Annotated in this window: 19 protein-coding genes, 4 tRNA genes and 1 pseudogene; 18 read left to right on the forward strand and 6 right to left on the reverse strand. The window is 64.6% G+C overall.

Annotated elements, in window-relative coordinates:
* The first annotated feature begins 31 nt into the window (after positions 1–31).
* Positions 32–448 carry a F0F1 ATP synthase subunit epsilon gene (locus EST26_RS03950; protein WP_291065596.1) on the forward strand — a complete coding sequence of 139 codons (417 nt, stop codon included), beginning with the start codon at positions 32–34 and terminating at the stop codon, positions 446–448.
* A 189-nt stretch (positions 449–637) separates the two neighbouring features.
* On the opposite strand, the gene EST26_RS03955 is transcribed toward EST26_RS03950, so the two are convergent.
* The 6 genes from EST26_RS03955 to EST26_RS03980 all read right to left on the reverse strand — a co-directional run bounded on the left by EST26_RS03955 (position 638) and on the right by EST26_RS03980 (position 6,224).
* Entirely contained in the window at positions 638–1,624 is a 987-nt protein-coding gene (locus tag EST26_RS03955) for a tripartite tricarboxylate transporter substrate binding protein (RefSeq protein WP_291065597.1), read from the reverse strand.
* A gap of 91 nt (positions 1,625–1,715) precedes the next feature.
* Positions 1,716–2,411, reverse strand: a complete 696-nt coding sequence (locus tag EST26_RS03960) for an ABC transporter ATP-binding protein (RefSeq protein WP_291065598.1) — start codon at positions 2,409–2,411, stop codon at positions 1,716–1,718.
* Between the two features lie 12 nt (positions 2,412–2,423).
* Complete coding sequence (locus EST26_RS03965; protein WP_291065599.1) at positions 2,424–3,683, reverse strand: ABC transporter permease; 1,260 nt, start codon at positions 3,681–3,683, stop codon at positions 2,424–2,426.
* Positions 3,684–3,710: 27 nt separating this feature from the next.
* A complete protein-coding gene (locus EST26_RS03970) occupies positions 3,711–4,955 on the reverse strand; it encodes an efflux RND transporter periplasmic adaptor subunit (protein ID WP_291065600.1) in 1,245 nt (414 codons plus the stop codon).
* Positions 4,956–4,993: 38 nt separating this feature from the next.
* Entirely contained in the window at positions 4,994–5,386 is a 393-nt protein-coding gene (gene apaG / locus EST26_RS03975; RefSeq protein WP_291065601.1) for a Co2+/Mg2+ efflux protein ApaG, read from the reverse strand.
* Positions 5,387–5,597: 211 nt separating this feature from the next.
* Complete coding sequence (locus EST26_RS03980; protein ID WP_291065602.1) at positions 5,598–6,224, reverse strand: chalcone isomerase family protein; 627 nt, start codon at positions 6,222–6,224, stop codon at positions 5,598–5,600.
* A gap of 356 nt (positions 6,225–6,580) precedes the next feature.
* Between EST26_RS03980 and trpE the strand changes: the two genes are divergently transcribed.
* From trpE to rplL, 17 genes and pseudogenes are all read left to right on the forward strand, one after another.
* Positions 6,581–8,080 (forward strand): anthranilate synthase component I, encoded by a 1,500-nt coding sequence (gene trpE, locus EST26_RS03985; RefSeq protein ID WP_291065603.1) that lies wholly within the window; start codon positions 6,581–6,583, stop codon positions 8,078–8,080.
* A gap of 29 nt (positions 8,081–8,109) precedes the next feature.
* A pseudogene (locus tag EST26_RS03990) lies at positions 8,110–8,340 on the forward strand (chorismate mutase); the annotation flags it as partial.
* A gap of 51 nt (positions 8,341–8,391) precedes the next feature.
* Positions 8,392–9,021 (forward strand): aminodeoxychorismate/anthranilate synthase component II, encoded by a 630-nt coding sequence (locus tag EST26_RS03995; protein WP_291065752.1) that lies wholly within the window; start codon positions 8,392–8,394, stop codon positions 9,019–9,021.
* A gap of 3 nt (positions 9,022–9,024) precedes the next feature.
* Positions 9,025–10,071, forward strand: a complete 1,047-nt coding sequence (gene trpD / locus EST26_RS04000) for an anthranilate phosphoribosyltransferase (RefSeq protein ID WP_291065604.1) — start codon at positions 9,025–9,027, stop codon at positions 10,069–10,071.
* A gap of 35 nt (positions 10,072–10,106) precedes the next feature.
* Positions 10,107–10,907, forward strand: a complete 801-nt coding sequence (trpC, locus tag EST26_RS04005) for an indole-3-glycerol phosphate synthase TrpC (protein WP_291065605.1) — start codon at positions 10,107–10,109, stop codon at positions 10,905–10,907.
* Positions 10,908–10,916: 9 nt separating this feature from the next.
* On the forward strand, positions 10,917–11,648 hold the full coding sequence (locus EST26_RS04010) for a uracil-DNA glycosylase (RefSeq protein ID WP_291065606.1): 732 nt from the start codon (positions 10,917–10,919) through the stop codon (positions 11,646–11,648).
* Positions 11,649–11,700: 52 nt separating this feature from the next.
* Positions 11,701–11,786 (forward strand) — tRNA-Tyr (locus EST26_RS04015).
* Positions 11,787–11,858: 72 nt separating this feature from the next.
* Positions 11,859–11,932 (forward strand) — tRNA-Gly (locus EST26_RS04020).
* Positions 11,933–12,020: 88 nt separating this feature from the next.
* A tRNA-Thr gene (locus tag EST26_RS04025) sits at positions 12,021–12,095 on the forward strand.
* 46 nt (positions 12,096–12,141) lie between these two features.
* Positions 12,142–13,332, forward strand: coding sequence for an elongation factor Tu (gene tuf / locus EST26_RS04030; protein ID WP_291065065.1), 1,191 nt, complete (start codon positions 12,142–12,144; stop codon positions 13,330–13,332).
* A gap of 25 nt (positions 13,333–13,357) precedes the next feature.
* A tRNA-Trp gene (locus tag EST26_RS04035) sits at positions 13,358–13,433 on the forward strand.
* 144 nt (positions 13,434–13,577) lie between these two features.
* Entirely contained in the window at positions 13,578–13,961 is a 384-nt protein-coding gene (secE, locus tag EST26_RS04040) for a preprotein translocase subunit SecE (RefSeq protein ID WP_291065607.1), read from the forward strand.
* Positions 13,958–14,536, forward strand: a complete 579-nt coding sequence (gene nusG, locus EST26_RS04045; protein ID WP_291065608.1) for a transcription termination/antitermination protein NusG — start codon at positions 13,958–13,960, stop codon at positions 14,534–14,536. The genes secE and nusG overlap by 4 nt, the downstream gene beginning before the upstream one ends.
* 119 nt (positions 14,537–14,655) lie before the next feature.
* Positions 14,656–15,087, forward strand: a complete 432-nt coding sequence (gene rplK, locus EST26_RS04050) for a 50S ribosomal protein L11 (protein WP_291065609.1) — start codon at positions 14,656–14,658, stop codon at positions 15,085–15,087.
* Positions 15,088–15,783 (forward strand): 50S ribosomal protein L1, encoded by a 696-nt coding sequence (gene rplA, locus EST26_RS04055; protein ID WP_291065610.1) that lies wholly within the window; start codon positions 15,088–15,090, stop codon positions 15,781–15,783. It abuts the gene before it with no gap.
* Between the two features lie 266 nt (positions 15,784–16,049).
* Entirely contained in the window at positions 16,050–16,574 is a 525-nt protein-coding gene (gene rplJ / locus EST26_RS04060) for a 50S ribosomal protein L10 (RefSeq protein WP_291065611.1), read from the forward strand.
* A 42-nt stretch (positions 16,575–16,616) separates the two neighbouring features.
* A complete protein-coding gene (rplL, locus tag EST26_RS04065; protein ID WP_291065612.1) occupies positions 16,617–16,994 on the forward strand; it encodes a 50S ribosomal protein L7/L12 in 378 nt (125 codons plus the stop codon).
* Positions 16,995–17,106: the final 112 nt, after the last annotated feature.

The following is a 17,106-nucleotide window of genomic DNA, read 5'->3' on the forward strand; positions in this document are numbered from 1 at the left end:
TGCAAGCGCCCAGTCTCATTCAAGGAATTCCATGAATACCATTCGAGTCGACGTGGTCAGCGCCGAGGAGTCCATTTTTTCCGGGCCGGCCAAATTTGTCGCGCTACCGGGTGAGGCCGGCGAGTTGGGTATTTTGCCCGGCCACACGCCGCTCATCACCCGCATCAGGCCCGGCGCGGTGCGGATTGAAAAGGCCGACGGCACAGAGGAATTCGTCTTCGTCGCCGGTGGCATCCTGGAAGTGCAGCCGCGCCACGTCGTCGTGCTGTCGGATACCGCCATTCGCGGCAAAGACCTCGACGAAGCCAAGGCCGGCGATGCGCGCAAGCAAGCAGAAGAAGCGCTCAAGAACGCCAAGAGCGACATCGACCTGGCCAAGGCGACGTCCGAGCTCGCCATCATGGCGGCCCAGATTGCGGCCCTGCGCAAGTACCGGCAGAAAAAGTGAACGGCGCAGCTCCCCAGCCACGATAAACCGGCCGCGAGCCGGTTTTGGAGGTGAAGCGGCGCCGTGCCTGCGAGCCTGGTGCTGTGCGTGCTCGAACCGGGCCGATTCGATGCCGCTTCGAGCGGCAGCCGCTCGCCCAACTCAACAAGGCCTTGCAAGCAACCGGGTAGTCGCGTCAGCCGAACCGGGTTAGCCCCTGCGGGCCAGACCCAACCGCTCGATGGTGGCACGCTCGGCCCTGAAGGTGCGCTCGGCGTAGGCCGCGTAGTCGGCGCTGTTCATGTAGATGGTGGGCATGAAAAAGCGCTCCAGCACCGACTGCACCTGGGGGTCGTGCAAGGCCTGCTTGAAAGCGTCGTGCAGACCTTGCTGCACCAGAGGGTCGAGGCCGCGCGGGCCGCCAATGCCAAACGGCGACTCGCTGATGGTGTTCCAGCCGCTTTCCTTGACGGTCGGCACGTCGGCAAACGCCGGGCTGCGCTGTTGCCCCAGCGTGGCCAGCAGGCGCAGCCGACCGCTGCGCACATGCGGGGCAAATTCGGTCGTTCCGCTCATGACGCGGATATGGCCGCCCAAAATGGCCTGTAAGGCGTCGGCCGTGCCACCGAAAGGAATCGGGTTCAGCTCGATGGCGGCCAGGCGGCTGAACTCCTCCACTGCCAGGTGCGGCGTGGTGCCGTGGCCGCTGTGACCGTACTCCAGTGTGCCTGGGCGCGCGCGCGCGTAGCGCACCAGTTCTTGCAAGCTGGAAAACGCTGCGGTGGGCGTGGCCACGATGCCAAAGGTATAGCCCACCAGGCCAATGATGTGGCTGATATCCCGCACCGGATCGAAGCGCGTGGCTTGCATGTGCGGCAAGCGAAACACGCTCAGCGGCAGTTGCGTCAAGGTGTAGCCGTCAGGGCGGGCGTTGAGCATGGCGGCTGCGCCCAGCGTGCCGCCGGCACCGGGTCGGTTCTCCACCAGCATCGGCACGCCTAAGGAGCGGCCGGCGCTTTGGGCGAAAGCGCGCAACACCGTGTCGCTGCTGCCACCGGCAGGCCAGGGCGCAATCAGGGTGATCGGGCGCGAGGGAAAGCGATCACGCGCGCTCGAAACCGTGGGCAGCAAGGTGGCCGCCGTCAGGCCGGCTGTGGCGCAAAGCAGGTGGCGGCGTTGGATTCCGTTCGGTGTCATGCACAGGAGCGCAGAAGTGGATTGAAAAAGCGTACCATTTTGGCCGGAGCAGCCACGGGCTCTGGTGCGACACTACCACACCAGAGCAGCGTCAAAACGAAACCAGCCTGCCGTCGACCAGTTCGATCACGCGGTCGCAGCCAGCAGCCAGGCGCGCGTCGTGAGTGACGATCAGACAGGCGCTGCCGTGGTCCTGATTGAACTCACGCAGCAGGGCAAAAATCTCGTTGGCGGTGACGGTATCGAGGTTGCCGGTCGGTTCGTCGGCCAGAATCAAGGGCGGGCGCAGCGAGAGTGCGCGCGCTATCGCCACCCGTTGCTGCATGCCGCCCGAGAGTTCACCCGGGCGCTTGTATTCGGCTCCTTTGAGGCCAACGCGCGCCAGCAATTCGCTGGCCCAGGCCAGCGCCTGCGGCGTGGCGCTGCCGCGCGCAATCAGCGACGGCAGCAGCACGTTTTCCAGTGCGGTGAAGGCCGGTAGCAGGTGGTGAAACTGAAACACAAAGCCAATCGTGCCGCCGCGCAGCGCAGTCAGAGCGGCGTCGCCCAGCCCGTCGGTGGAGCGGCCAGCAATTTCCAACTGACCCGAGCTGGGCCGCTCGAGCAAGCCGATGATGTTGAGCAGCGTGCTTTTGCCCGAACCCGAAGGCCCCTTGAGGGCAACAAATTCGGCTGTTTGCAGCGCCAGGTCGATGCCGTGCAGCACGTCGGCTTGTACCGGCGTGCCCAGGTGGTAGCTCTTGCGAATGTCGCGCAGGCGCAAGACAGGGCCGGGTTCGGTGTGCATGAACACGAGACCCTAGCTGCGGATCGCCTGCACCGGATCCATGCGCGCGGCGCTGCGCGCAGGAATGACCGCGGCCAGCAGGCCGACCACGCAGGCCAGCAGCGCGGCCAGCAGCACCAGCAGCGGATCGAGCATGGGGGCAAACAAGGCGCTGCCGTCCGGGCTTTTGAAAATGCGAGAAAACACCTGCAGCAGGCTGAAAGCCAGTGCGGTGCCCAATACCGAGCCGACCAGGCCGACCAGTCCACCTTGCAGCAAAAAAATCGCCATGACGCGACGCCGTCCGGCGCCCATGGCACGCAGAATGCCGATTTCGCGCTGCTTTTGCACCACGCTGACCACCAGCACGCTGGCGATCCCCAGGGCGACGATGAGGACCACGAAGCTGCGTATCAGGTTGTTCGAGACGGACTGATTCGACAGCGCGTTGAGCAGGCCGGCGTTGGTCTGCATCCAGCTCTCGACCGTCAGACCGGTTTGCGCGCGCAGCACATTCGCCACCGCGTCGGCGCCAAACAGATCGCGCACCCGGACGTCGATATGCGTGACGCCACCCGGCAAGTCCAGCAGCGTCTGCCCCAGCCTGAGCGTGACGAATACCCAGCGGCGGTTGAGTTCGCGGTTGCCCATGTCAAACAAGCCGCCGACGAGCAAGGTCTCGCTGCGCCCGCTGGCGCTGCTCAGGCGCAGCCGGTCGCCCACGCCCAGGCCAAGTTCGCGCGCCAGCTCGACGCCGATTAGTGCCCGGTTCCCGCTGACATCAAAGCGAGCGTGCAGCATTTTGTCGTCCATCTGCACCACGCGGCGGTAGGCATCAGGCAACACACCCAGCAGCGCCACACTCCGGCTGGCAGCGCCGCTTGCTGCAAAGGCCGGGCCACTGACCACGGGTGAGACCGCCAGCACCTGCGGTGTGGCTGCAACCTGTGCGGCCACGCGTTCCCACTGGTCAAGTGAGCGCAGGCGCTGCTCGCGCGGCTGCACCAGCGCTGCCAGCGCAGGGCCGTCGGGCGGCGCCGGCACGCGCAGCGTCGCCTCTTCCAGCGGACGCAGCACCACATGCGCCTGCGCGCCCATCACGCGGTCTATGATGCCGCTTTGCAACTGGTTGATCAGTTGGGTGAGAAAAATAGTAACCGCCACGCCACCAGTGACGCCGGCCAGAATCAGCGCGCTTTGCATGCGGCCCTCGCGCAAAAAACGCAGCGCCAGCAGCAGCTCGAAGGGCATCCAGCGCAGCGAGGCGGCAAAAGGGCGGCGCTGACGGGTCATTGCTGCTTACACAGGCCAGCCGACATCTCAGCGCACCACCAAACCCGGCAGTTGCAGCCCGTGCGCTGGCGCTGCCGGTGCACGCGGGCGCACCCGCTCGCCCGGCACGGTGGCCTCGGTCTGCGCAATCACCCAATCACCTTCAGCCAGGCCACTGAGGACTTCAATCATGCCGATGCCGCGCAGACCCAACTGCACCGGCACGCGTTCGGCGCGGCCGTCGCGCACGCGCAGCACCCAGGGCGAAGACGTATCCGCTGCGCGCAGCGCCAGCGCCGGCAGCAGCAGCGCCTGCGTTCGACTGGGGCCAAGCAGCTCCACCGACACCGTCATGTCCGGGCGCACAAAGGCCGGCGCAGGGTCTAGCGCCAGTCGCAGCTCCAGCGTGCCGCGCTGCGGATCGACTGCCGGACTCAGGTGGCTGAGCGTGGCCTCGAACGGCTGATTCGGGAAGGCATCGGCCAGCGCGCGCGCAGGCATGCCCAGGCTCAGCAAGCCCAGGTGCTGCTCGTCGACGGCGACGTCGATGCGCAAGCCGCCCAGCGCAGCCAGGGACAACAGCGCCCGACCGGGCTGCGCCATGCCACCGGGCTCGACATGGCGCGCCAGCACCAGCGCGTCCATCGGGCTTTTAATGAGTAGCCGCGCCAGCCGCGCCTGCGCCAGCGCCAGCGCCGCCTCGGCCTGCTGCACGCGCGCGCGCGCCAGTTGCGACTCGACCCCGTTGCGCTGCTGCGCTTGCACCTGCAACTGGGCCTGCGCCAGTGCGCTGCGCGCGGTCTCGAGCGCGCGCTGGCTGTCGTCTTGCCGCTGCTGTGAGAAAAAGCCCTGTGCCACCAGTTCACGCACGCGCAGATGTTCGCGCTCGACGGCTTGCGCCTGGGCTTGCGCCTGCCGCAGCGTCTGCTCGGCCAGCGGTGCATTCAGCGTGACTTGTTGTGACGCGCGCGCACGCGCCTCAGCCAGCAGCGCCTGCGCCTGTTGCAGCGCGGCCTGCGCCTCGGCGTCTGACAGGCGCACCAGCACAGCGCCGGCGCGCACGCGATCGCCCTCGCGTGCAAGCACCTCTTGTACCGTGGCGCTTACCTCGGATCCCAGTTCCAGCCGCGCCGCCGCGTTGATGCGACCACTGACCAGCACCGACTGAGCAATCGCGCCGCGCGTGACGAGATCGACTTGTACCAGGCTGGGGCGCTGGTGCAGCAGCAGCGCCAAGCCCACCAGCAGCAGCAAAACCAAGGCCAGCGCAGCCCAGCGGGGAAACCATTTCATGGCAGCGAAAGGGTGCAACGCAATGCGGGCGAAGCCTTTCAGTGCAGCACGCGCGCCTCGGGTGCATTGGCCTGCGCGCGCAGTGCAAATTCGGCCACCGGGGCCTCAAAGCGAGTGCCGTCTTCGGCAACGCAAAAAAAACTGCCACGCATGCTGCCGACGGCCGTGCGCAAGCGCGTGCCGCTGGTGTACTGAAACGATTCTCCGGGTCGCAGCAAGGGCTGGTGGCCGACCACGCCCAGCCCGCGCACCTCTTCGCTGTGGCCGCTGGCGTCGTCCACGATCCAGTGGCGTGCGATCAGTTGCGCCGCCACCTCGCCCGTGTTGGTGATGGTGATGGTGTAGGCAAAGGCGTACAGACCTTCGTCGGGCGTGGACTGCTCACCCAGGTACTGCGGCTCGACTTCGCAGATGAACTGATATTTGGACATGGGCGTCATGTTAACGCCACTCGGCAAGACCTTGCAGGTCTGTGAATATAGGCCGTTCATGTGGCAGCCCCCCTTTTGATCGACCCGATGGCAGGGCCGCAGTCGAACAGATGCGCAGCGCGCTGGCGGCCTGATGCGCAGGCATTGGCCGGCGCTGCAAGCCGTCGTGATGGACATCGAAGGTGCGCTGGTCTCAGGGGCTGCGGCAGGCTCAGGGGCTGCGGCCGAGCAAGGCGTCTTTGAGCGCCTGTTCGGCCGGCTGCGCGCCAAGCCAGATGCGCATCATGGCATCGAAAAACTCCGGCTCCGTGAAAGGCTCGCCGGCTACCTGGCCTTTGACGCTGATGACGGTGCCGCTGCCCGGCAGCCAGTCGATCGTGAAGGTGTCGCCAGCTCTGAGCTGCCGGTGGTCGGTGAAGATCTGGCTCATGCGAATCACGCCAGGGATCAGGCGCGAGAACGTGCGGCGGTCGATGTTGTTTTCAATTCCGCGCGCAAACAGGCGCCCCAAGACGGCCGTGTCGATATCACGCAGCATGGTGACCGACAAGCGCTTGGGACCGGGTGCAGCCAGCACCTCTTCCAGGTTGGTGGCCGGGCGGCTCAGATACAGACCGGCCACGTAGACCCTGAACACCGCCCGGGTACGCACGCCCGCGCCGTTGAGTTGCAAGGCGCTGCCGCCGAGCATGATGCGGTTTTCCAGTGTCACCCCGCTGACGCTGACCGTCTGGGCCGCAGCGCCCAGCGGCTTCAGGCTCAGCGAGAGTGTCAACAGCAAAAACAGGATCAGGGGGAGTGTCCAGGCGCGGGCGCGCCAAAGGGTGATGACATTCATGATGGGTCCGGTTCGTCTTGGGGTTAGGGCATAAGCGGGATGCATGAGCGCTGGCAAAAGCGCGCGCTCGGCTTGATTGGGGCTGCATCTCAGCGTGACCATGATAATCAGCCTTATGGGCTGCTGGCTCTTTGCTACACTTTACTGCCATGCTCAAGTTCTGCCTCCTCTGGGTCACCCATGTTCCGCCTCTGGCTGGCAGAAGCGTTTGGCCTTGGCGCAAGCCCGCGTGAGCGTGCCAGTCCCGTCCTGTGCAGTTGCCGGGCGCGGCACAGCCGCCTGAATCCCCAGCACACACCGTTCCAGGCCAGCGCCGCACAGCGGTTCTTGCGGCGGTGTCGAACCCTTCAGCGCACATGATCTCCGAACCTGAATTCACCCGTCTGGCCGAGCAGGGCTACAACCGCATTCCTCTGCTGGCCGAGGCCTTTGCCGACCTGGAAACGCCGCTGTCGCTCTACCTCAAGCTGGCGCACAGCCAAGACGGCGGGCGTTATTCGTTTTTGCTCGAATCGGTGGTCGGCGGCGAGCGCTTTGGCCGCTACAGCTTCATCGGCTTGCCCGCGCGCACCCTGCTGCGCGTGAGCGGATTTGGCGCGGCGGCGCAAACTGAAGTGGTGCACGACGGCGTGCTGCGCGAGCGCGCCAGCGGCAACCCGCTGGACTTCATTGCTGCCTACCAGCAGCGTTTCAAGGTCGCGCAGCGTCCAGGCTTGCCGCGCTTTTGCGGCGGTCTGGCAGGCTATTTTGCTTACGACGTGGTGCGCCACATCGAAAGCAAGCTCGTACACAGTTGTCCGCCCGACACCCTGGGCTGCCCCGACATTTTGCTGCTGCAATGCGAGGAGATGGCCGTCATCGACAACCTGTCGGGCAAGCTGTACCTGATCGTTTACGCCGACCCGGCGCAGCCGCAGGCCTACGTTCGCGCCCAAGAGCGCCTGTGCGAGCTGCGCGCGGCGCTGCAAAAACCGGTTGGCGCGCCGCCGCTCAAGCCCAGCGCCAACCACCCGGTGCAGCGCGAGTTTGCCCAGGCCGATTACATCGCTGCCGTGCAGCGCGCCAAGGAACTGATCGCCGCGGGTGACTTCATGCAGGTGCAACTGGCCCAGCGCATCAAAACGCGCTTCACCGAGCCGCCGCTCAGCCTGTACCGTGCGCTGCGTTCGCTCAACCCCAGCCCCTACATGTACTACTACCACTTCGGTGACTTTCACGTGGTGGGGGCGTCGCCGGAGATTTTGGTGCGCCAGGAGCGCTGCGAGCAGGGGCAAAAGCTCATCATCCGCCCGCTGGCCGGCACCCGCTCGCGCGGGGCCACGCCCGAGCTGGACCGGGCGGCAGAGCAGGAGCTGCTCAACGACCCCAAGGAGCGCGCCGAACACGTGATGCTGATCGATCTGGCGCGCAACGACATCGGTCGCATCGCGCAGGTGGGATCGGTGCAAGTGACCGAGACGTTTGCTGTCGAGCGTTACAGCCATGTGATGCACCTCGTCAGCCACGTCGAGGGCCTGCTCAAAGACGGCCTGAGCAACATGGACGTGCTCAAGGCCACCTTCCCGGCCGGCACGCTGACCGGTGCGCCCAAGGTGCACGCGATGGAGCTGATCGACCGGCTCGAACCCAGCAAGCGGGGTCTGTACGGCGGCGCCTGCGGCTATCTGAGCTACGCGGGCGACATGGACGTGGCGATTGCCATTCGCACCGGCATCATCAAAGATCAGACGCTCTACGTGCAGGCGGCCGCCGGCGTGGTGGCCGATTCGGTGCCCGAGATGGAGTGGCGCGAGACCGAACACAAGGCGCGCGCGCTGTTGCGCGCGGCCGAATTGGTGCAGGAGGGCTTGGAGTGAGAGCGTCTGTGCCCGCGCAGTGCCAGACCATGGCCGAGCTGCGTCAGTTGATTGACGCGCTCGACGACCGCATCGTCGCTTTGCTGGTCGAGCGCTCGCGCTGCGTGGCGCAGGCCGCGCGCATCAAGCGGTGGGCGCATCAGATTCATGACCAGGCGCGGATCGACTTCATCATTGCGCGGGTGCGCGAGCAGGCGCGCGAGCAGGGCGCGCCCGAGGCAGTGCTCGAGGCCACCTACCGCGCCATGATCGACGCCTTTATCGAATTCGAACGCGGCGAATTCGCCCGTTTGCAGCAGGAGCCCCGAGCCATGAAGCTGTTGATGATCGACAACTACGACTCGTTCACCTACAACATCGTGCAGTACTTGGGCGAACTCGGTGCCGACGTGACTGTGGTGCGCAACGACGAGATCACGTTGGATGAGGTCGAGCGCCGCGTCGACGCCGGGCAGATCGACCGTCTGGTAATCTCGCCCGGCCCGTGTTCGCCGGCCGAAGCCGGCATCTCGGTGGCTGCCATCCAACGCTTCGCCGGCCGTCTGCCTATTCTGGGCGTGTGCCTGGGGCACCAGAGCATAGGCGCCGCCTTTGGCGGGCGTATTGTGCGCGCGCAGGCGCTCATGCACGGCAAGACCAGCCTCATCACCACCACGCAAGAGGGCGTGTTCGCTCATTTGCCGCGGCAGTTCACGGTCAACCGCTACCACTCGCTGGCGATCGAGCGCGCCAGTTGTCCCGATTGCTTGCGGGTGACAGCCTGGACCGACGACGGCGAGATCATGGGCGTCAAGCACCAGACGCTGGCGATTGAAGGCGTTCAGTTCCACCCCGAGAGCATCTTGACCGAGCACGGTCACGCCCTGCTGAAGAATTTTTTGCAGCCGCAGCCGCCCTCTGCGCAGCGCCCGACCGGGCCAACACCCGTGCCGCAAGGATAGAACATGCCCATTGGCCCACAGCAAGCCCTGCAAGTCCTCATCGAGCGGCGCGAAATCCTGCCCGACGACATGCGGCATTTGATGCGGCTGATCATGCGCGGCGAGATGTCGCCCGTGTGGCTGGCCGCCTTCCTCACCGGCCTGCGCGTCAAAGGCGAGACCAGCGGCGAAATCAGCGCCGCCGCGCTGGTGCTGCGCGAGTTCTCCATCCCGGTGCCGGTGGCCGACAAGACGCATCTGCTCGACATCGTAGGCACCGGCGGCGACGGCTCGCACACCTTCAACATATCCACCTGCGCCATGTTTGTTGCCGCCGCGGCGGGCGCCAAGCTCAGCAAGCACGGCGGACGCAGCGTCTCCAGCAAGAGCGGCAGCGCCGACGTGCTCGAGTCCCTGGGTGTCAACATCAACCTGGCGCCGGCGGCGATTGCACGCTGCATCGAGCAGGTGGGCATTGGCTTCATGTTTGCGCCCAACCACCACCCGGCCATGAAGAACGTCGCGCCGGTGCGGCGCGAACTCGGCATCCGCACGCTGTTCAACATTCTGGGACCGCTGACCAATCCGGCTGCTGCGCCACACATCTTGTTGGGCGTGTTCCACTCCGACCTGGTGGGCATTTTGGTGCGCGTGCTGCAAGACCTGGGGGCGCAGCATGCGCTGGTGGTCTACGGCCGCGACGGCATGGACGAGGTGTCGCTGGGTGCGGCCACGCTGGTCGGTGAGTTGAAAAACGGCCAGATCAGCGAGTACGAGATTCACCCGGAAGATTTTGGTCTGCGCATGGCCAGCAGCCGCACGCTGCGGGTGCAGACACCCGAGGATTCCAAGGCCATGCTGCTGGGCGTGCTTGAATCCTCCGGCGACGCACCCGGCCTGCGCGCGGCGCGCGACATCGTGCTGCTCAACGCCGGCGTGGCGCTGTACGCGGCCAATGTCTGCCCCGATATGGCAGCCGGTATAGCGCGCGCGCGCCTGGCCTTGGAATCGGGCGCGCCGGCGCGCCGCCTGCGCGAGCTGATTGCATTCACCACCGCAGCGGCATCTTGAGCTCGCTGCCCTTACCACCCCCAAGGCTTGACCGCATGAACGACATACTCCAGCGCATCGTGGCCGTCAAACACGAAGAAGTGGCGGCGGCGCAAAAGAGAAAGCCGCTCGCCGTGGTGCGCGCCGACGCCGAGGGCCGGGTGCTGACGCGCGACTTCGAGGGCGCGCTGCGCGCCAAGATCGACGCCGGGCAGGCCGCCGTGATCGCCGAGATCAAAAAGGCCAGTCCGAGCAAAGGGGTGTTGCGCGCAGACTTCGTGCCGGCCGACGTGGCCCAGAGCTACGCCGAGGGCGACGGCCAGGTCAGCGCGGCCTGCCTCTCGGTGCTGACCGACCGGCAGTTCTTTCAGGGCAGCTCGGATGACCTCAAGCAAGCGCGCGCCAGTTGCGAGCTGCCGGTGCTGCGCAAGGACTTCATGGTCGACGCCTACCAGGTCTACGAGGCGCGCGCGCTAGGGGCAGACGCCATTTTGCTGATTGCCGCCTGCCTGGACGACGCCCGCATGGCCGATCTGGAGGCGCTGGCGCTGAGCCTGAACATGGCGGTGCTGGTCGAGGTGCACGGCCGCAGCGAGCTGGAGCGCGCGCTGCGGCTGCGCACGCCACTGATCGGCGTTAACAACCGCGATCTGCGCAGCTTTGAAGTCTCGCTGCAAACCACACACGACCTGCTGCCGCATCTGCCGGCCGATCGGCTGCTGGTGACCGAGTCCGGTGTTCGCACGCGCGACGACGTGCTGCGCCTGCGCGCAGCGGGGGTGCAGGCGTTCTTGGTCGGTGAGGCCTTCATGTGCGCGCCCGAGCCGGGGCTGGCGCTGGTCGAGCTGTTTGCCTGAGCAGCCCAGGTGAGGCCACAGCCGCCGGCGTCGGGCGCAGCGCCGCCCACGCGACTCGAACATGCCGACCCGGCACATTGGCCGGTGGCGCCCGATTGGGCAGCGCTGCTGCAGACCTTCTGGGCCAGCGACAAGGCCTGCGCGTTGCTGCGTTTTTTGCGCCAACGCCTGGCCACTGGCGCGCTCATTTACCCGCCGCTGCCGCTGCGCGCCTTGCATCTGACGCCGCTTGCGCGCGTGCGGGTGGTGATTTTGGGACAAGACCCCTACCACGGTCCGGGGCAGGCCGAAGGGCTGGCATTTTCGGTCGCACCGGGGCAGCCGCTGCCGCCCAGTCTGCGCAACATCTTCCGAGAGCGGCAGCGCGATCTTGGTTTGCCGATGCCGGCTTGCGGCTCGCTGCTGCACTGGGCCGAGCAAGGCGTGCTGCTGCTCAACACCTGCCTCACGGTGGAAGACGGCTTGCCTGCCAGCCACGTCGGGCGGGGCTGGGAGGCGTTGAGCGACGCCGTCATTCGGCACTGCAGCCAAGCCGGCGCACCCAAGGTTTTTCTGCTCTGGGGCGCGCAGGCGCAACAGAAGATCGACTTGATCGACGCTGCGCGGCACCAGGTGCTGTGCGCCAGGCATCCGTCGCCGCTGTCGGCGGCCCGTGCGCCGCAGCCGTTCTTGGGTTGCGCACACCTGGGTCAGGCCAATCGCTGGCTGAAGGCGAAAACGGGCGACGCGATTGTTTGGTGAGCAACTCAGGAAAAAAGCACCAAATGCATGGCATAATCACCGGCTGTGTTTTGGAGGGGTGGCCGAGTGGTTAAAGGCAGCAGACTGTAAATCTGCCCGCTAACGCGTACGCTGGTTCGAATCCAGCCTCCTCCACCAGTCGATTATGCGCTGTGAGCGATCGGGGTACCGCGTTTGGGTGGTCTGGGCCGTGTGGCCAGGCTGCATCGGGCGGGAGTAGTTCAATGGTAGAACCCCAGCCTTCCAAGCTGATGATGCGGGTTCGATTCCCGTCTCCCGCTCCAGGCTGTATGCTTGACTGATTTGCCGCTGCCGGGGCAATGTGCCGGCGCGGTGCTGAATTTGTGGTCGCCTGGAAAAAGCAGGCGCCTTGCCCTTGTGGCTCAGTGGTAGAGCACTCCCTTGGTAAGGGAGAGGTCGCGGGTCCGATTCCCGCCAAGGGCACCAGTTTTTTGTATCGGTGTATCGGCAATTTTGATTTTGGAGTTGAAAAATGGCAAAAGAAAAATTTGAGCGGACCAAGCCGCACGTCAACGTCGGCACCATTGGTCACGTCGACCATGGCAAGACCACGCTGACGGCGGCCATCACCACGGTGCTGGCGGCCAAGTTTGGCGGCTCGGCCAAGGCCTACGACCAGATCGACGCGGCGCCGGAAGAAAAAGCGCGCGGCATCACCATCAACACCGCGCACGTCGAGTACGAAACGGCCAACCGCCACTACGCACACGTCGACTGCCCCGGCCACGCCGACTATGTGAAGAACATGATCACCGGTGCGGCGCAAATGGACGGCGCCATTCTGGTCTGCTCGGCCGCCGACGGCCCCATGCCGCAGACGCGCGAGCACATCTTGCTGGCGCGCCAGGTGGGCGTGCCCTACATCATCGTGTTTCTGAACAAGTGCGACATGGTCGACGACGCCGAGCTGCTCGAGCTGGTCGAGATGGAGGTGCGCGAGCTGCTCGACAAGTACGACTTTCCGGGTGATGCGACCCCGATCGTGCACGGCTCGGCCAAGCTGGCGCTCGAAGGCGACAAAGGCGAGCTGGGCGAAGGCGCCATCATGAAGCTGGCCGACGCGCTCGACACCTACATTCCGCTGCCCGAGCGCGCGGTCGACGGCACCTTCCTGATGCCGGTGGAAGACGTGTTCTCCATCTCCGGGCGCGGCACCGTGGTCACCGGGCGCATCGAGCGCGGCGTCGTCAAAGTCGGCGAGGAAATCGAGATTGTCGGCATTGCGGCGACGCAAAAGACCACCTGCACCGGCGTCGAGATGTTCAGGAAGCTGCTCGACCAGGGCCAGGCGGGTGATAACGTCGGTATTTTGCTGCGCGGCACCAAGCGCGAAGACGTGCAGCGCGGCCAGGTGCTGTGCAAGCCCGGCTCGATCAAGCCGCACACGCACTTCACCGGCGAGATCTACGTGCTGTCCAAAGACGAGGGTGGGCGCCACACGCCGTTCTTCAACAACTACCGGCCGCAGTTCTACTTTCGCACCACCGACGTGACCGGTGCGATCGAGCTGCCCGAAGGCAAAGAGATGGTGATGCCGGGCGACAACGTCTCGATCACGGTCAAGCTGATCAACCCGATTGCGATGGAAGAAGGCCTGCGCTTTGCCATCCGCGAGGGTGGGCGCACCGTCGGGGCCGGCGTGGTGGCGAAGATTTTGGCTTAAGCGTGCGTCAGCGAAAGCAAACCATAGGGGTATAGCTCAATTGGCAGAGCGTCGGTCTCCAAAACCGAAGGTTGTAGGTTCGATTCCTACTGCCCCTGCCACACTGCAGGCCTGCGCGCGGCGCTGAATATTTTCCTGCACTGTGGTTTCAAGCCCGCCGAAGTCCAAGTGGCTTCTGTGGGCTTGCCTGTCTCGGGTTTTTGAGATGTGGGCGTGTTTTTTTCTATCGCATCGTCTGGATTTTCATGGCTACTCCTGAAATTGAAACCGTAAGCAGCGGCGCTGACAAGGCAAAAATCGCGCTCGCCCTGGCGTTCGTGCTGGGCGCCTTCGTCGCGTTTTATCTCTTGCCGCAGCAAGACGTGCTGCTGCGCTGGGCGGCCCTGCTGGCCTGCCTGGCCGCTGCTGTCGGGGTGTTCGGGGTTTCCGAGTCGGGCCGGCGCTTGTGGGCTTTTGCCCAGGACGCCTGGCGCGAGACCAAGAAAGTGGTCTGGCCCGCGCGCAAAGAAGCCATTCACATGACGCTGTATGTGTTCGTGTTCGTGTTCATCATGGCTTTGTTTCTGTGGCTGACCGACCAGCTGATTTCCTGGGTGTTTTACGACCTGATTTTGGGCTGGAGGGAATGATGACCGAGCAAAGTACCTCTGTGAGCGCTGCAGTGGCCGCGCAAGGCATGCGCTGGTACGTGGTGCATGCCTACGCCGGCATGGAAAAAGCCGCCGAGCGCAACATCCTGGAACGCATCAAGCGCGCCGGTATGCAGGACAAGTTTGGCCGCATCCTGGTGCCGACCGAAGAAGTGGTGGAGATGAAAAACGGCCAGCGCCGCACCACCGAACGTAAATTCTTCCCTGGCTATGTGCTGGTGGAAATGGTGATGGACGACGACAGTTGGCATTTGGTCAAGCACACCAGCAAGGTGACCGGCTTCGTGGGCGGCGCCAAGAACAGACCGGCGCCCATTTCCGAGCAGGAAGTGCAAAAAATCGTCAACCAGATGCAAGAAGGTACAGACAAACCGCGCCACAAGGTCGAGTTTGTCGTCGGCGAATACATTCGCGTCAAGGACGGCCCGTTCACCGACTTCAACGGCACGGTCGAAGACGTCAATTACGAGAAAAACAAGATGCGCGTGTCGGTCACGATCTTTGGCCGCGCCACGCCGGTCGAGCTGGAATTCAACCAGGTCGAAAAGACCTAAGTCTTTTCATGGCGCACACGGGTCGGCCCGACGTTTGCGCCTTTCTTTGTTTTCGGGTCACCCAAAGCGAGGAGGCTGCCGCACAAGCGGTGGCCGTCTGAACTCGCAGGAGTTTGAGCATGGCGAAAAAAATCGTCGGCTTCATCAAGCTGCAAGTGCCAGCTGGTAAGGCCAATCCTTCCCCACCCATTGGACCGGCGCTGGGTCAGCGCGGCCTCAACATCATGGAGTTCTGCAAGGCGTTCAACGCCCAGACCCAGGGTGTCGAGCCGGGTCTGCCGCTGCCGGTGGTGATCACCGCTTTTGCCGACAAGAGCTTTACCTTCATCATCAAGACGCCACCGGCGACGACCTTGATCAAGAAGGCGATCAAGCTCGACAAGGGTTCACCGGTGCCGAACAAGAACAAGGTCGGCAAGATCACCCGCTCCCAGCTCGAAGAGATCGCCAAGGTGAAGATGAAGGACATGAGTGCCGCCGACATCAACGCGGCGGTGCGCACCATTGCCGGCTCGGCCCGTTCGATGGGCGTGATTGTGGAGGGTGTGTAAATGTCCCAACTGAGCAAAAAACAAAAAGCCTTTGCCGGCAAAGTAGACAGCAACAAGCTGTACCCGCTGGCGGACGCGCTCGCTATCGTCAAAGCGTGTGCCAACGCCAAATTCGACGAGTCGATCGATGTGGCGATTCAGCTCGGCGTTGACGCCAAGAAGTCGGATCAGGTGGTGCGCGGCGCCGTCGTCATGCCCAACGGCACCGGCAAGACCAAGCGTGTGGCGGTGTTTGCCCAGGGCGCCAAGGCTGATGAAGCCCGGGCTGCCGGCGCCGACATCGTCGGACTGGACGATTTGGCGGCCGACATCAAGGCCGGCAACATGAATTTCGACGTCGTCATTGCCTCGCCCGACACCATGCGCGTGGTCGGCACGCTGGGTCAGGTGCTGGGCCCGCGCGGCCTGATGCCCAACCCCAAGGTCGGCACCGTCACGGCCGACGTGGCGCAAGCGGTGCGCAACGCCAAAGCCGGTCAGGTGCAGTTCCGCGTCGACAAGGCCGGCATCGTGCACGGCACCATTGGCCGTCGTTCGTTCGACGCCGACAAGCTGCGCGGCAACCTGGTGGCGCTGCTCGATGCCTTGAGCAAGGCCAAACCAGCCACCAGCAAGGGCGTTTACCTGCGCAAGCTCGCGCTGTCGTCCACCATGGGTGTGGGCGTGCGCGTCGAAGTGCAGTCGGTCACGGCTTGATCGAGCGCGCAGCGCAAGCAAAGAATTCGGGCGGCTTGCTGCCCGGGTGTGGTGGGTCTGCTGCACGGCGCGTCAAGCGCTGAGCGCAGAGCCATCCAAGACCGTTGGTGTCGAGTCGATCCCGCAAGGGCGCGGCAAGACTTAAATCTGACAGGCCAACGCAGATGGCGATCCCGCTGCAGATGGAACAGGTTCCAAAACAGGTGGTCGCTGCATTAAGGCGTGTCGACGGCTCCCGGGCCCGAGGCACATAAAAGGAGTAGACCTTGAGTCTGAATCGCAGTGAGAAGGAAGCAGTCATTTCCGAAGTGACCAGCCTCGCCGCAAAAGCTCAAACGCTCGTGCTGGCGCAATACCGCGGCATGACGGTGGCGTCGCTGGACAAACTGCGCGTGACGGCCCGCAGCAACGGCGTCAGCCTGCGTGTGTTGAAAAACACGCTGGCGCGCCGTGCCATGGCCGGCAGCAGTTTCGCCGTCGGCGCCGAGCAGATGAGTGGGCCGCTGATCTATGGCTTTTCTGAAGACGCCGTGGCAGCCGCCAAAGTGGTGGCCGAATTCGCGAAAACCAACGACAAGCTGGTCATTCGTGGCGGTGTCTACGGCGGCAAAGTCCTCGATGCCGAGGGCGTCAAGCAACTGGCCAGCATTCCTTCGAAAGAAGTGCTGCTGGCACAGTTGTGCGGCTTGCTGATGTCGCCGATTGCGCGCACCGCTCTGGTGTTGAGCGCGCTGGCGGCGAAAAGAGACGAAGACGCTGCCGAACCGGCAGCAGAGGCCGTCGCCGCCTGAGGGCGCCGGTGCTTGGTTCAAACCCATTGTTAGGAAATCAAAATGGCATTCGATAAAGACGTATTTTTGACCGCGCTCGACAGCATGACGGTGATGGAGCTCAACGACTTGGTGAAAGCCATCGAAGAGAAGTTTGGCGTCAGCGCAGCCGCCATGGCCGCCCCCGCTGGCGGTGCCGGCGGCGCTGCGGCCGCAGTGGTCGAAGAGAAGACCGAATTCAACGTCGTGCTGCTCGAAGCCGGAGCCAACAAGGTCTCCGTCATCAAGGCAGTGCGCGAGATCACTGGTCTGGGCCTCAAGGAAGCCAAAGACCTGGTTGACGGTGCACCCAAGAACGTTAAGGAAGGCATTGCCAAGGCCGACGCCGATGCAGCGCTGAAGAAGTTGCTGGACGCCGGTGCCAAGGCCGAGCTGAAGTAATTCGGTATGCCGCAAAGGCTGGAGCGCTCCCGGGAGCCTCCAGCCTTTGGTGCTTTGGGCGCCGCTGCGCCCGCCTTGGAGCGGCAACACTGATAAGCAAACTCTGACGAGT

This window comes from Hydrogenophaga sp. (assembly GCF_014773545.1).
Classification (GTDB): Bacteria; Pseudomonadota; Gammaproteobacteria; order Burkholderiales; family Burkholderiaceae_C; genus Hydrogenophaga.

What these genes read in the sequence shown, in the direction of transcription:
- EST26_RS03950 (WP_291065596.1), top strand. Translation starts at nt 32, where the DNA reads ATGAATACCATTCGAGTCGACGTGGTCAGCGCCGAGGAGTCCATTTTT.
- EST26_RS03955 (WP_291065597.1), bottom strand. Translation starts at nt 1,624, where the DNA reads ATGACACCGAACGGAATCCAACGCCGCCACCTGCTTTGCGCCACAGCC.
- EST26_RS03960 (WP_291065598.1), bottom strand. Translation starts at nt 2,411, where the DNA reads ATGCACACCGAACCCGGCCCTGTCTTGCGCCTGCGCGACATTCGCAAG.
- EST26_RS03965 (WP_291065599.1), bottom strand. Translation starts at nt 3,683, where the DNA reads ATGACCCGTCAGCGCCGCCCTTTTGCCGCCTCGCTGCGCTGGATGCCC.
- EST26_RS03970 (WP_291065600.1), bottom strand. Translation starts at nt 4,955, where the DNA reads ATGAAATGGTTTCCCCGCTGGGCTGCGCTGGCCTTGGTTTTGCTGCTG.
- apaG (WP_291065601.1), bottom strand. Translation starts at nt 5,386, where the DNA reads ATGTCCAAATATCAGTTCATCTGCGAAGTCGAGCCGCAGTACCTGGGT.
- EST26_RS03980 (WP_291065602.1), bottom strand. Translation starts at nt 6,224, where the DNA reads ATGAATGTCATCACCCTTTGGCGCGCCCGCGCCTGGACACTCCCCCTG.
- trpE (WP_291065603.1), top strand. Translation starts at nt 6,581, where the DNA reads ATGATCTCCGAACCTGAATTCACCCGTCTGGCCGAGCAGGGCTACAAC.
- EST26_RS03995 (WP_291065752.1), top strand. Translation starts at nt 8,392, where the DNA reads ATGAAGCTGTTGATGATCGACAACTACGACTCGTTCACCTACAACATC.
- trpD (WP_291065604.1), top strand. Translation starts at nt 9,025, where the DNA reads ATGCCCATTGGCCCACAGCAAGCCCTGCAAGTCCTCATCGAGCGGCGC.
- trpC (WP_291065605.1), top strand. Translation starts at nt 10,107, where the DNA reads ATGAACGACATACTCCAGCGCATCGTGGCCGTCAAACACGAAGAAGTG.
- tuf (WP_291065065.1), top strand. Translation starts at nt 12,142, where the DNA reads ATGGCAAAAGAAAAATTTGAGCGGACCAAGCCGCACGTCAACGTCGGC.
- secE (WP_291065607.1), top strand. Translation starts at nt 13,578, where the DNA reads ATGGCTACTCCTGAAATTGAAACCGTAAGCAGCGGCGCTGACAAGGCA.
- nusG (WP_291065608.1), top strand. Translation starts at nt 13,958, where the DNA reads ATGATGACCGAGCAAAGTACCTCTGTGAGCGCTGCAGTGGCCGCGCAA.
- rplK (WP_291065609.1), top strand. Translation starts at nt 14,656, where the DNA reads ATGGCGAAAAAAATCGTCGGCTTCATCAAGCTGCAAGTGCCAGCTGGT.
- rplA (WP_291065610.1), top strand. Translation starts at nt 15,088, where the DNA reads ATGTCCCAACTGAGCAAAAAACAAAAAGCCTTTGCCGGCAAAGTAGAC.
- rplL (WP_291065612.1), top strand. Translation starts at nt 16,617, where the DNA reads ATGGCATTCGATAAAGACGTATTTTTGACCGCGCTCGACAGCATGACG.